The 12318-nt window shown below is 74.2% G+C and carries 13 protein-coding genes; 7 read left to right on the top strand and 6 right to left on the bottom strand.

The window, feature by feature from the left end; translation table 11 throughout:
* Nucleotides 1-15: 15 nt before the first annotated feature.
* The 3 genes from serA (at nt 16) to GV155_RS03590 (ending at nt 2946) form a co-directional block, all read left to right on the top strand.
* Nucleotides 16-1224, top strand: coding sequence for a phosphoglycerate dehydrogenase (serA, locus tag GV155_RS03600; RefSeq protein ID WP_160005314.1), 1209 nt, complete (start codon nt 16-18; stop codon nt 1222-1224).
* 163 nt (nt 1225-1387) lie between these two features.
* The gene (locus GV155_RS03595; protein ID WP_160010787.1) at nt 1388-2257 is read left to right on the top strand and encodes an oxygenase MpaB family protein; all 870 of its coding nucleotides are present in this window, start codon (nt 1388-1390) and stop codon (nt 2255-2257) included.
* Between the two features lie 8 nt (nt 2258-2265).
* Complete coding sequence (locus GV155_RS03590; RefSeq protein WP_236553929.1) at nt 2266-2946, top strand: HD domain-containing protein; 681 nt, start codon at nt 2266-2268, stop codon at nt 2944-2946.
* Between the two features lie 22 nt (nt 2947-2968).
* Here the strand turns inward: GV155_RS03590 and GV155_RS03585 are convergent, their stop codons facing one another.
* Together GV155_RS03585 and GV155_RS03580 are read right to left on the bottom strand one after the other, a co-directional pair.
* Entirely contained in the window at nt 2969-3229 is a 261-nt protein-coding gene (locus tag GV155_RS03585) for a DUF4031 domain-containing protein (protein WP_160005312.1), read from the bottom strand.
* Nucleotides 3226-4017, bottom strand: a complete 792-nt coding sequence (locus GV155_RS03580; RefSeq protein ID WP_160005310.1) for a copper homeostasis protein CutC — start codon at nt 4015-4017, stop codon at nt 3226-3228. Before GV155_RS03580 ends, GV155_RS03585 begins: the two co-directional genes overlap by 4 nt.
* 66 nt (nt 4018-4083) lie before the next feature.
* Here GV155_RS03580 and GV155_RS03575 point away from each other — a divergent pair, with 66 nt between their 5' ends.
* Nucleotides 4084-4440, top strand: a complete 357-nt coding sequence (locus GV155_RS03575) for a hypothetical protein (protein WP_160005308.1) — start codon at nt 4084-4086, stop codon at nt 4438-4440.
* Between the two features lie 72 nt (nt 4441-4512).
* On the opposite strand, the gene GV155_RS03570 is transcribed toward GV155_RS03575, so the two are convergent.
* The 3 genes from GV155_RS03570 to GV155_RS03560 all read right to left on the bottom strand — a co-directional run bounded on the left by GV155_RS03570 (nt 4513) and on the right by GV155_RS03560 (nt 8767).
* On the bottom strand, nt 4513-5235 hold the full coding sequence (locus GV155_RS03570; RefSeq protein ID WP_160005306.1) for a GntR family transcriptional regulator: 723 nt from the start codon (nt 5233-5235) through the stop codon (nt 4513-4515).
* 217 nt (nt 5236-5452) lie between these two features.
* Nucleotides 5453-8008: an ABC transporter permease gene (locus GV155_RS03565; RefSeq protein ID WP_160005304.1), complete on the bottom strand. Its 2556-nt coding sequence runs from the start codon at nt 8006-8008 to the stop codon at nt 5453-5455.
* Between the two features lie 6 nt (nt 8009-8014).
* Nucleotides 8015-8767 (bottom strand): ABC transporter ATP-binding protein, encoded by a 753-nt coding sequence (locus GV155_RS03560; RefSeq protein ID WP_160005302.1) that lies wholly within the window; start codon nt 8765-8767, stop codon nt 8015-8017.
* Nucleotides 8768-8826: 59 nt separating this feature from the next.
* Between GV155_RS03560 and GV155_RS03555 the strand changes: the two genes are divergently transcribed.
* From GV155_RS03555 to gndA, 3 genes are all read left to right on the top strand, one after another.
* Nucleotides 8827-9252 (top strand): SRPBCC family protein, encoded by a 426-nt coding sequence (locus tag GV155_RS03555; protein WP_160005300.1) that lies wholly within the window; start codon nt 8827-8829, stop codon nt 9250-9252.
* A gap of 70 nt (nt 9253-9322) precedes the next feature.
* On the top strand, nt 9323-9955 hold the full coding sequence (locus GV155_RS03550; protein WP_160005298.1) for an alpha-ketoglutarate-dependent dioxygenase AlkB: 633 nt from the start codon (nt 9323-9325) through the stop codon (nt 9953-9955).
* A 65-nt stretch (nt 9956-10020) separates the two neighbouring features.
* On the top strand, nt 10021-11478 hold the full coding sequence (gndA, locus tag GV155_RS03545) for an NADP-dependent phosphogluconate dehydrogenase (RefSeq protein ID WP_160005296.1): 1458 nt from the start codon (nt 10021-10023) through the stop codon (nt 11476-11478).
* A gap of 95 nt (nt 11479-11573) precedes the next feature.
* On the opposite strand, the gene GV155_RS03540 is transcribed toward gndA, so the two are convergent.
* Complete coding sequence (locus GV155_RS03540; RefSeq protein ID WP_160005294.1) at nt 11574-12317, bottom strand: SRPBCC family protein; 744 nt, start codon at nt 12315-12317, stop codon at nt 11574-11576.
* Nucleotide 12318: the final 1 nt, after the last annotated feature.

Genomic DNA, 12318 nt, shown 5'->3' with positions numbered 1-12318 from the left:
CATACCGTTGGCCCTATGAAGGCGCTGCTGCTCGAGAACATCCACCCCGCCGCCGTCGCCCGTCTCGAGGAGGCCGGCTACGAGGTCGAGCTGCGGAAGGGCTCGATGAGCGAGGACGAGCTGCTCGCCGCGCTGCCCGGCGTGTCCGTGCTCGGGATCCGCTCCAACACCCACCTGACGGACAAGGTCTTCGCCGGCGCCCCCGACCTCGACGCGGTCGGCTGCTTCTGCATCGGCACGAACCAGGTCGACCTGCCCGCGGCCACCGCGCACAGCGTCGCGGTCTTCAACGCACCGCACTCCAACACCCGCAGCGTGGTCGAGCTGGTCATCGGCGAGATCATCATGCTGGCGCGGCGCCTGGCCGAGAAGACCACCCGCATGCACGACGGCGTCTGGGACAAGTCGGCCGCCGGCAGCCACGAGATCCGTGGGCGCACCCTCGGCATCGTCGGCTACGGCAACATCGGCTCGCAGCTCTCGGTCGTGGCGGAGGCGCTGGCGATGCGCGTCGTCTACTTCGACATCGCCGACCGCCTCGCCCACGGCAACGCGCGCCGGATGGGCAGCCTCGAGGAGCTGCTGGCCACCGCCGACGTCGTCTCGCTGCACGTCGACGGCCGCCCGGGCAACGCCGGGCTGTTCGGGCCGGTCTTCTTCGACCTGATGAAGCCGCGCTCGCTGTTCATCAACGCCTCCCGCGGGATGCTCGTCGACACCGAGGCGCTGCGCGAGCGGATCCTGTCGGGCCACATCGCCGGCGCTGCGATGGACGTGTTCCCGATCGAGCCCAAGGCCCAGGGCGACCGCTTCGACTCGCCGCTGCGCGGGCTGGACAACGTGATCCTCACCCCGCACGTCGGCGGCTCCACCCAGGAGGCGCAGGAGGAGATCGGGCACTTCGTCTCCGGCAAGCTGGTGGGCTACGCCCGGCACGGCTCGACCGAGCTCAGCGTCAACCTCCCGGCCGCCGGCACCGCCCCGGAGCCCGGCACCCACCGCGTCACCCTGCTGCACCAGAACGTGCCCGGGGTGCTGGCCGAGGTCAACAACGCCTTCGCCGAGGCCGGGGTCAACATCCTCGGCCAGGCCCTGGCCACCCGCGGCGAGCAGGGCTACGTCGTCACCGACGTCGCCGCCCCGCTCGACGCCGGCACGGTCGAGGCCCTGCGCGCGATGCCGCAGACGGTGCTGCTGCGCACGATGAGCGCGCCCGCCGCCTGAGCGGTCCGCCGCCTGAGCGGTCCGTCCGGCCCGACCCGCGGAGTCGTGTGCCCCAGCACGGTCCCCTGACCGTGCTCAGGCACACGACCGGGGCGGGCGCTCCCCCGGGCCACCCCTCGCGGGGGCCCGGGGGGTGAGGGGGACGGCAGGTACTTTCGTGAGCATGATCCAGGGCGTGCGCAGCCGGCTCGGCGAGGCGATCTTCGCGCGGGTGGCGGGCCCCGACGGCCCCCAGCACCGCGAGCGGATCCACGACACCGAGGGCGAGCGCTGGTTCGAGCCCGGCAGCCCGATCCACGTCGTCCACGGTGACGCCTCGATGTTCGTCGGCGGCCTGCGTGCGGTCCTGCTGCAGACGCTGCACCCCGCGGCGATGAAGGCGGTCTCGGACCACTCCGGCTACCGCGGCGACATGTGGGGGCGCCTGGCCCGCACCAGCCACTACCTGGCCGTCACCACGTTCGGCACCGCCGAGGACGCTCAGCGCTCGGTCGACGTCGTCCGCTCGATCCACCGCCGGGTCACCGGGACGATGGCCGACGGGTCGGCGTACGCCGCCTCCGACCCCCACCTGCTGATGTGGGTCCACGTCGCCGAGGTGGACAGCTTCCTGCACGCCTTCACCGTCTACGGAGCCGCCACGCTGACCCAGGACGAGCGCGACACCTACGTGGCGCAGGTCGGCGAGGTCGCCGCCCGCCTCGGGGTCGTCGACCCGCCGCGGACCGAGGCCGAGCTGGACGAGCGGATGGCCGCCTTCCGCCCCGAGCTGCGCGGCACCGCCGAGGCCCGGGAGGCCGTCCGGTACCTGTTGCTGAAGCCGCCGCTCCCGCTGGCCGCGCGGGCGCCGTACGCCGTGCTGTGCGCCGCCGCCGTCGGCCTGATGCCGGGCTGGACACGCCTGCCCCTGCGCCTGCCGCGGCTGCCGGTCACGGAGCGGACCGTGGTCCGCGTCCTCGGGTCGCTGGCGACCGGCACGATCCGGTGGGCGATGTCGCCGCCGGCTGCCGTCGACGAGCCCCAGGCTGTTTGAATAGGGCGATGCCCGACGCCGACCATCCTCCGCGGGACCTCCCGCGCGCGCCGCACGACCTGCCCTGGCCCCTGGCCGGCCACCCGGACCCCGCCGCCGAGACGCTGCGGGCCGAGTTGCTGGCGGCCTACGGCGGTGACGACCGCAGCTACCACGACCTCCGCCACCTCGACGAGGTCCTCGCCCGGCTCGACGACCTGGCCGACGACCCGGACGCCGAGGGCGCCGAGGGCTCTGCGGTCCGTCTCGCGGCGTGGTTCCACGACGGCGTCTACGACGGCGAGCGCGACGCCGAGGAGCGCTCGGCGTCGTGGGCCGAGCACGCCCTCCCAGGCCTGGTCCCCGACGACGTGGTCGCCGAGGTCGCCCGCCTGGTCCGGATGACCGAGACCCACGCGCCCGCCGAGGACGACGCCGCGGGCTGCGCGCTCTCCGACGCCGACCTGGCGATCCTGGCCGCCGGCCCGCAGCGGTACGCCGAGTACGTCGCCGCCGTGCGACGGGAGTACGCCCACGTCGGCGACGAGGACTTCGCCCGCGGCCGGGCCGCGGTGCTGGGCGACCTGCTCGAGAAGCCCCGCCTCTTCCACACCGACCGCGCCGCCGCGGCGTGGGAGGAGACGGCCCGCGCCAACGTCCTCGCCGAGCTCGACCGCCTGCTGCCCGCCGAGGTGGCCCGCCGGGCCTGAGCCCCGGCCCGGGCCGGGTGTCTCAGACCTGGCTCTTGCGGCGCCGCAGCCCCGCGCGGACCAGCGCGACCACCAGCACCCGCGAGGTCACCTCGACCGCGCCGCGCGCGACGACGTCGGCGTACCACTCCTCGGGCACGTCGTAGTGGTCGCGGTCGAAGCCGCGCTCGGGGATCCCCACCTCGCGGGCGAAGGCGTGCAGCTCCTCGTAGGAGGTGTCGGAGGCCAGGTGCGACCACCGCTTCCCGCGCCACTCGACCAGCGGGGGGTCGATCAGGATCACGTGGCGGCCCAGTCGGTGCGCTGGTCGCGGTCGACGGCGCCGTCGAGCAGGCGGCGCCACGAGCGGACGTACCCCGCGTCGACGTAGGAGCGGTAGCTCGCGCCGGGGCGTACCTGCGTGCCGAGGTGGAGCTGACGGACGCCCTCGCGGGCGAACCACGGGACGTGCTCGGCGGCCAGGCCACCGGCGGGCATCAGCAGCCGGGCGACCTCGAGCGAGCGCCGCGCCAGGGCCAGCAGGTCCTCGTAGCCCTGGGCCAGGCCCTGCGGCGACCCGCCGGAGCGCACCGAGGTGACGCCGGGCAGGTCGACCACGCGGCCCCAGGAGCGGACCGGGTCGAGGGTGTCGTCGATGGCGCGGTGGAAGGTCCACGGCGTGCCCGGCACCGCGGCCAGCAGCTCGCGGCAGGCCCACACGTCGACCTCGAGGTCGGCGTCGAGGAACCCCAGGACGACGCCCTCGGCGCCCAGCGCGACGTACTCCCGGGCGAGGTCGGCGAGCTGGTCCAGGGAGGCCGCGTCGGCGGCGTACGGCGCGGCACCGTCGGCGGGGGGCAGCCGCAGCAGGGCGCGCACCGGCAGCCCGCTGGACCGGGCGACGGCCGAGACGAGGGCCGGCTCCGGCGCGGAGGCGTACGACGCCCCCGGCGCGACCACGGCGAGCCGGTCGGCCCCGCCCTCGACGCACCCCGGCACGTCGCGCGGGTGGGTCACCGCGACCTCGAGCAGGCCCCGGACCGGCAGCGGCCCGGCGGGGTCCGCGCGGCCCCCGGCCGTGACGTCGCTCATGGGGCCAGGGTAGGCCGTGGCCGGCCCCCGGACGGGTCGCCTTGCCCGGCCACGCAGACTTGGCCCATGGACGTCGCCCTCATCCTCGCCGCCCGCGCGCGCGTCCTGGCCGACCTGGAGGCGCGGAGCCAGGCCAGCCCCGCCGCCGTCTCGGCGCTCGAGGAGGCCTGCTCGTCGCGCACCTGGTGGGCCGAGCAGTGGCCGGCCGGCGAGGTGTACGTCGCCGGGCTCGTGGCGCAGGACGTCCAGGACGCGCTGCTCGACACGGTCGGCCGGTGGCCCCTGTGCCTGGGCTGCGAGGACACCCCGGAGCACGCGCTCTACATCCAGCCCGACCTCGGCGGGCCGGACGCGCACTGGGTCTGCGAGGAGAGCGACACCGTCGCGTCCCCGCTCGGCGCGCTGGCGTCCTGGCGCGGCTGAACCGCGCCGCAACCGTCACCTCGACGCGCCGGAAGCGTCATCTCGGCTGTCCGCGAGCGTCATCTCGGCGGGCTAGCCGCAGATCTGGAGCCAGAGGGTGAAGCGGTCGGCGCGGTAGACGCTGCGGGAGACCTCGACGACCTTCTCGCCGGCCACGGCCCGACGCGAGTGGCGCAGCACGACGGAGCCGGGCTCGACCTCGAGCAGCGCGGCCTCCTCGGCGCCCGCGACGTCGGCGGTGATCGAGTCCTCGGCCCAGGTCGGGCGCAGCCCACGGGCCTCGAGGTCGGCGTAGAGGCTGGTGGGCATGCCCTGCTGCAGGAAGCCGGGCAGCAGGATCTCGGTGAGGTAGGCGTCCTCGACGCAGACCACGGTGCCGTCACCGCGTCGCAGCCGGCGCCAGTGGATGACGGCGTCGCCCTCGGTGAGGCTGAGCGCGCGGGCCACGCCCGGGCCGGCCTGCTCGCGGCGGGCCAGCAGGGTCTGGGACTCGGCGAGGACGCCGCGGCGGCGGAGGTCCTCGGTGAAGCCGCTGATCCGGCCCCGGTTGCGCTGCGGGCGGGCCACGAAGGTGCCCCGGCCGGGGATCCGCTCCAGCACGCCCTCGGTGACCAGGGTGTCCAGCGCCTGGCGCACGGTCATCCGGGCCACGCCGAACATCGCGACCAGCTCGCGCTCGGAGGGGGCCGCCGCACCGGGTGCGGCTCCGGCGACCAGGTCGCGGACGTACTCACGCACCTGCACGTGCTTCAGGGCCCGGCCGTCGGTGCGGCGCTCGGAGGTCGTCTGGGTCACGCTGGTCACCCTAGGTGCGGGAGAGGGCCCCCGTCACCCGAATGGCACAAGCCCGTCCACCCCTGACGGATCGGCCGAGAGACGTGTCGTCCCAGGTCAGAGGGGTCGGGCGCCGGGGACGCCTGGGGCCCGGTCTCGCGGGCTGGACCGCCCGTCGGACGCCGACACCCAGGGGGGCATCCCCGGTCCCGGGCCGGTCGAGGTCACTCGGTCGAGGTCACTCGGTCGCGATCGCCCCGAGCACGTCGAGCCGCGCCGCCCGGCGGGCCGGCAGCACCGCGGCGAGCATCCCGACCAGCACCGACAGCGCGAGGAACAGGCCGAGCTGCCCGACCGGCACGCTGATCACCTCGAGCCCCTCGTCGCGCAGCGCGTACATCAGCGCAATCCCGAAGACGACGCCGAGCACCACGCCGAGCACCGCACCCAGCAGGGAGATGACCACCGACTCCAGCGTGACCATCCAGCGCAGCTGGCCCCGGGTGACCCCGATGGCCCGCAGCAGCCCGATCTCACGGGTGCGTTCCAGGACCGACAGCGCCAGGGTGTTCACGATGCCCAGCACGGCGATCAGCAGCGCCAGGCCGAGCAGGGCGAAGATCAGCAGCACGAACTGGTCGACCGGCTCCCGCTGCTCCGCGGCGAAGGCGGCCTGGTCCTTGACGGTGACGATCGGCTGGTCGGCCACCACGGCCTCGAGGTCGGCCTGGACGGCGTTGCGACCGGCGGCGTCGAGACGGTCGTCCGCGTCGACCACGACCAGGTTGTCCTGCGGCGTGAAACCGGCGGCGTCCAGCGTCGCGACCGAGGTCAGCACGGGGAAGAACACGATCGGGTTCTCGGCGAACAGCCCGGCGACCCGCCAGGACCGCTCCCCCGCCGGCACGTCGAGCGTGAGCTCGTCACCGACGCCGAGGCCCTCGTCGGCGGCGAAGCCCTCCTCCAGCAGCACCGTCCCGCGGGCCAGGTCGGCGTCGCCGTCCACCACGTCGACCTCGAGGGTGGCCAGGCTGCCGGGGTCGGTGCCGACGACCCCCTGGGTCCCGACGCCGCCGCCGACCTCGGCGCGGACCACGCGCTGGCGCACCACCTCGGCAACGCCGTCGACGTCGGCCATCTCGTCGGCCACCGACGGGGAGAAGGCACCCGCGAAGACGTTGCTGACCACGAAGTCGCCGACGAAGCCCTCCTCGACGGCCCGGTCGACCGAGGCCTTCGCGGAGTCGCCGATGATCGCCATCGTGCAGGCCAGGGTCAGGCCGATCATCAGCGCCGAGGCCGTCGCGGTCGTACGACGGGGGTTGCGCAGCGAGTTCTGCCCGGCCAGGTTGCCGATGCTGCCGAAGACCCGGGCGTACGCCGCGCGTGCGCCGAGCAGCAGCGGGCGGCTCAGCACCGGGCTGGCCGCGGCCACCCCGAGCAGGACCAGCAGCACCCCGGCGCCGACCCACCAGCCCGCGCGGGGGACGGTGACGAACAGCCCGGTCGTCAGGACCCCGGCCCCGACGACGGCCAGGACGACCCCGCCGAGGAAGCGGGCCCGCAGCGAGCTCTCGGGCAGCGCCACGTCGTCGCGCATCGCCTGGACCGGGGCGATCCGCGCGGTGCGCAGCGCCGGGAGCAGGGCGGCGAGGAGCGTCACGACGACGCCCACGCCGTACGCCGCCACGGCCGTGCGCGGCTCGAAGACGAGCCCCTGCCCGGCCAGGTCCAGGCCGACCCGACCGAAGACGGCGCGGATGCCCAGCGCCAGCAGCACCCCCAGACCCAGGCCGAGGGTGGAGCCGAGCAGACCCAGGAGGAGCGCCTCGAGCAGCACCGACCCGGTGACCTGGCGCTGGGAGGCGCCGAGGGCCCGCAGCAGGGCCAGCTCCCGGCTGCGCTGGGCGACCAGGATGGAGAACGTGTTGACGATCAGGAAGCCCCCGACGACCAGGGCGATGCCGGCGAAGATCAGCAGGAAGGTGGTCAGGAAGGACACCGCCTCGAGCAGCCCGCTGGCGGCCTCGTCGGCGGCCTGCTCCCCCGTCACGGCCTCGACCCCGTCGGGCAGCACCTCCGCGGCCTGCGCGGCCAGCTCCTCCTGGGAGGTGCCGTCGGCGGCGGTGACCCACACGTCGCTGAAGGCGTCCTCGCCCCGCAGGAAGAGGTCCTGGGCCACGGGGGTGGAGAACGAGGCCAGCGTGGCGCCGTTCAGGGAGCCGCCACCGGGGAAGCCCGAGAGGCCGACCAGCTCCGCCTCGAGCCGCGGCGTGGCGGTCGCGGTGAGGAGCGGGACGGTGTCGCCGACGGCGTACCCGGCCTGCTCGGCGGTGCGGGAGTCCAGGACGACCTCGCCCTCGGCGGCGGGCGCGCGGCCCTCGACGATGCTCAGGCCCTCGAGCCCGCCGGCCGCGGGGGCGTCGCTGAAGCTCTCCCCGAGCGCGGGCGGGCCGACGCCCCCGACGACCTTGCCGTCGGCGCCGACGACGTAGACCCCGACCGCCTCGACGTTGCCGTCGGCGCGCGCAGCGCCGGGCAGCGCCGACAGCGCGTCGACGAGGTCGGCCGGCACGGTCACCGTGCCCGGCACCCCCTCCGTGGCGCCGCCGCCCGCCGGCCGGACCACGACGTCGCCGACGGTCGCGTCGAAGAGCGCGGTGAAGCTGCGGTCGAGGGTGTCGGAGAAGACCAGCGACCCGACGACGAAGGCGACGCCGAGGACGATCGCGAACGTGCTCATCACCAGGCGCACCTTGCGCCCGAGCAGGCTCTTCAGGCTGGCGACCAGCACGACGGCTCAGCCGGCCTGCGGGGCGGAGGCCAGGTCGGCCATCACCGACAGGACCTGCTCGCGGTCGGGCCGCTCGAGCTCGCGCACCACGCGACCGTCGGCGAGGAAGAGCACGCGGTCGCAGTACGCCGCCGCGACCGGGTCGTGGGTCACCATCACCACGGTCTGGCCGTGGTCGTCGACCGCGGCCCGCAGCAGCGAGAGCACCTCGGCGCCCGAGCGTGAGTCGAGGTTGCCGGTGGGCTCGTCGGCGAAGACGATCCGCGGGCGGCTCACCAGCGCCCGGGCCACGGCGACGCGCTGCTGCTGGCCGCCGGAGAGCTCGTTCGGCTTGTGGGTCAGCCGCGGGCGGAGGTCGACGGTGTCGATGACGGCGTCGAACCAGCCCGGGTCCGGCTTGCGGCCCGCGATGGACAGCGGCAGCAGGATGTTCTCCCGGGCCGTGAGGGTCGGGACGAGGTTGAAGGACTGGAAGACGAACCCGACCTCCTCGCGCCGCAGCCGGGTCAGGGCGGCGTCCTTCATCGTGGTCAGCTCCTGCTCCCCGATCACGACCGATCCGGAGTCGCCCCGGTCGAGCGCCGCGCAGCAGTGCATCAGCGTCGACTTCCCCGACCCGCTCGGCCCCATCACAGCGGTGAAACGCCCGGCCTCGAGGTCGACGCTCACGTCGTCCAGCGCGACCACGCGCGCGTCGCCGGAGCCGTAGGACTTGGTCAGGTTCCGCACCCGGGCGGCGGCCTGCGGGGCGGTGTTCATGCCACCAGCCTGCCCGGTCACCCCTCACCGGGCGCCACCCCTGGGCCTAGTCTCACGGCATGCACGTCGAGCGACGGTTCACCGTCCACCGCCCCGTCGAGGAGGTCTTCACCTACTTCGCCGACTTCACCACGACCCAGGAGTGGGACCCCGGCACGGTCACCACCACCCGGCTCGCCGGTGACGGCGGGCTCGGCACGACGTGGGCCAACACCTCGGAGTTCCTCGGCCGCCGCGTCGAGCTGGTCTACGAGACCGTCACCCACCGACCGCCGAACGAGGTGGAGCTGCGGGGCCGCAACGGGCGCACGACCGCCACGGACCACCTGTGGTTCCGGGCCGACGGCGGGGGCACGGCGGTGCACTACCGCGCCACCTTCGACTTCTCCTTCCCGCTCAAGCTGGTCGTGCCGCTGGTGATCCGGCGGCGGGTCGAGGCGCTCGCCGACGAGACGGTCGAGCAGATCCGGCGCTCGCTCGGCTGACCGGCCCACCCGACGACACGCGGGCACTACGTGTCGAACACCTGTTCGACGCGAGGCGTACCATCACCGCATGGACTTCCAGACCACGCTCTTCGCCGACGCCGCCGACGAGGCCCTCCCGGCGGCCGGCCGGCTCGTGCTGGACGGCGTCGAGCGGGTGGAGCTGGGCGACGGCGCATGGGTCGACGTGCGCCGCAGCTGGTTGCCGCGCGCCGACGAGGTGATGGCCGCGCTCGTGCGCGAGGTGCCCTGGCGCGCCGAGCAGCGCCAGATGTACGACCGGCTGGTCGACGTCCCCCGCCTGGTGCACACCTACATGATCGACGAGGACCTCCCCCACGAGGTGCTGACCGCGGCGCGCGAGGCGCTGAGCACCTACTACCTGGCCGAGCTCGGGGAGCCGTTCCGCACCGCCGGCTGCTGCTACTACCGCGACGGGCGCGACTCGGTGGCCTGGCACGGCGACACGATCGGCCGCGGGAGCACGCACGACACGATGGTCGCGATCGTCTCGGTCGGCGACCCGCGCCGCCTCGCCCTGCGCCCGCGCGGCGGCGGGGCGTCGCGGTCCTTCGAGATGGGCCACGGCGACCTCGTGGTGATGGGCGGGTCCTGCCAGCGCACCTGGGAGCACGCGGTGCCGAAGGTCGCCTCCGCCGGCCCGCGGCTGTCGGTGCAGTTCCGCCCGTTCAACGTGTTCTGACCCTGCCCCGGGCAGGTCACCCCTCGGCCCGGAACACCAGCGGACCCTCCGGGGTTGGGTCGGACATGGCTGACACCACCTCCACGACCGACGCCCGCGCCACCATCGGCCTCACCGGCCTGGCGGTGATGGGTCGCAACCTCGCGCGCAACATCGCCCGGCAGGGCCACACGATCGCCGTCCACAACCGGACCACCGGCAAGATGACGAGCCTCGTCGAGGAGTTCGGCGACGAGGGCGACTTCGTGCCGACCGAGAGCCTCGAGGAGTTCGTGGCCGCGATCGAGCGTCCCCGGGCGATCGTGATCATGGTCAAGGCCGGCGCCCCGACCGATGCCGTGATCGACGAGCTGGTCCCGCTGCTGGACCCCGACGACATCGTGGTCGACGCCGGCAACGCCCACTACGACGACACCGTGCGCCGCGAGGCCGCGCTGGCCGAGAAGGACCTCCACTTCGTGGGGATGGGCGTCTCGGGCGGCGAGGAGGGCGCGCTGAACGGGCCGTCGATCATGCCCGGCGGCTCCGAGCACGCCTGGGAGCGCCTGCGGCCGGTGCTGACCTCGATCGCCGCCGAGGTCGACGGCACCCCGTGCACCACCCACGTGGGGCCCGGCGCGGCCGGTCACTTCGTGAAGATGGTGCACAACGGCATCGAGTACGCCGACATGCAGCTGATCGCGGAGTCGTACGACCTGCTGCGCACCGTCGGCGGGCTCGAGCCGGCCGAGATCTCGCAGGTCTTCCGCGAGTGGAACGACGGTGACCTCGAGTCGTTCCTGATCGAGATCACCGCCGACGTCCTCGCCCACACCGACGGCGACACCGGCGCCCCGTTCGTCGACGTCGTGCGCGACGCCGCCGAGCAGAAGGGCACCGGCCGCTGGACCGTGCAGAGCGCGCTCGACCTCGGCGTCCCGGTCACCGGCATCGCCGAGGCGACCTTCGCCCGGAGCATCTCCGGCCACACCGAGCAGCGCAGGGCCGCGGCCGAGACCTTCGGCTCGGACCTCGCCGACGTCGAGGTCGACCGCGACACCTTCGTCGACCAGGTCCGCGCGGCGCTCTACGCCTCGAAGGTGGTCGCCTACGCCCAGGGCTTCGACCAGATCAAGGCCGGCAGCGAGGAGAACGACTGGGACGTCGACCTCGGTGACATGGCCACCATCTGGCGCGGCGGCTGCATCATCCGGGCGCAGTTCCTCAACCGGATCGTCGAGGCGTACGCCGAGCGCGCCGACCTGCCCTCGCTGCTGGTCGACCCCTACTTCGCCGACGCCGTCCGCGACGGGCTGGACGCCTGGCGCGAGGTGGTCGCGACGGCCGCACGGGTGGGCGTACCGGTCCCCGCGTTCGCCTCGTCGCTGGCCTACTTCGACGCCCTGCGCCGCGACCGGCTGCCGGCCGCGCTGATCCAGGGCCTGCGCGACAACTTCGGCGCGCACACCTACGGGCGCACCGACCGCGAGGGCACGTTCCACACCCTGTGGGCCGGGGACCTGTCCGAGGAGGACCAGTCCTGACCGGACCCGTCCGGGCCTGAAATAGCGATAGTCCCTGACGAGATCGTTCTGGATCGAGGTGATCCGCGACGATCTCGTCAGGGACTATCTGCGTGTCAGCGGCGCTTGCCGACCAGGTAGGCCACGACCGCGATCACCAGGGCGATGGCCGCCTGCGGGCCGTAGGTCTTGACCAGGATCGGGATGACGGCCGCGCCGAGGTCCAGCGCGTCGTCCTCCTTCGCCGGTGCCGGGCGAGGAGCCGCAGGCCGCGGGGCGGCCGGAGCCGTCGCCGGGGCCTCGCCGCCGGAGGCCGCCGGGGAGGCCGCCACGACGGCCGGCTCACCCTGCGCCTCGTCGCCGACGGAGGTTCCCGCCGCCGACTCGGTCACCGCGGCGGCCGGGGCCTCCGCGGGTCCCTCGGACAGGGTCTTCTCCAGGCAGGCCACGAACTGGCCGAGCAGCTTGTCGGAGACGTCCTGCATCACACCGCGCCCGAACTGCGCCGGCTTGCCGGTGACGTTGAGGTCGGTGAGGACCTGCACGTCGGTGGCGCCGTCGGCGTCCTGCATCGACAGCGTCACCTTGGCACCGGCGGTGCCGTTGCCGCGCTTGTCCTTGCCCTTGGCGTCCACCACGAAGCGGTGGGCGGTGTCGTCCTTCTCCACGAAGGTGCCGCTCCCGGAGTACACCAGGGCGATCGGACCGAGCTTGACCTTCACCGTGCCGGAGAAGTTCTGCTCGTCGTAGTCGCCGATGGTGGCCCCGGGGAAGCACTCCGCGAGCGCCCCCAGGTCCTGGAAGTGCGCCCAGGTGGCGTCCACCGAGGTGGGCACGGTGAACGAGTGGGACAGGTCCATC

Source organism: Nocardioides sp. AX2bis, from assembly GCF_902506435.1.
Taxonomy (GTDB): domain Bacteria; phylum Actinomycetota; class Actinomycetes; order Propionibacteriales; family Nocardioidaceae; genus Nocardioides.
This window is presented reverse-complemented; position numbering and strand designations above follow the sequence as displayed.

Excerpts from the sequence above, each read along its gene's own strand:
- serA (WP_160005314.1), top strand. The coding sequence starts at position 16 with ATGAAGGCGCTGCTGCTCGAGAACATCCACCCCGCCGCCGTCGCCCGT.
- GV155_RS03595 (WP_160010787.1), top strand. The coding sequence starts at position 1,388 with ATGATCCAGGGCGTGCGCAGCCGGCTCGGCGAGGCGATCTTCGCGCGG.
- GV155_RS03590 (WP_236553929.1), top strand. The coding sequence starts at position 2,266 with ATGCCCGACGCCGACCATCCTCCGCGGGACCTCCCGCGCGCGCCGCAC.
- GV155_RS03580 (WP_160005310.1), bottom strand. The coding sequence starts at position 4,017 with ATGAGCGACGTCACGGCCGGGGGCCGCGCGGACCCCGCCGGGCCGCTG.
- GV155_RS03575 (WP_160005308.1), top strand. The coding sequence starts at position 4,084 with ATGGACGTCGCCCTCATCCTCGCCGCCCGCGCGCGCGTCCTGGCCGAC.
- GV155_RS03560 (WP_160005302.1), bottom strand. The coding sequence starts at position 8,767 with ATGAACACCGCCCCGCAGGCCGCCGCCCGGGTGCGGAACCTGACCAAG.
- GV155_RS03555 (WP_160005300.1), top strand. The coding sequence starts at position 8,827 with ATGCACGTCGAGCGACGGTTCACCGTCCACCGCCCCGTCGAGGAGGTC.
- GV155_RS03550 (WP_160005298.1), top strand. The coding sequence starts at position 9,323 with ATGGACTTCCAGACCACGCTCTTCGCCGACGCCGCCGACGAGGCCCTC.
- gndA (WP_160005296.1), top strand. The coding sequence starts at position 10,021 with ATGGCTGACACCACCTCCACGACCGACGCCCGCGCCACCATCGGCCTC.
- GV155_RS03540 (WP_160005294.1), bottom strand. The coding sequence starts at position 12,317 with ATGGACCTGTCCCACTCGTTCACCGTGCCCACCTCGGTGGACGCCACC.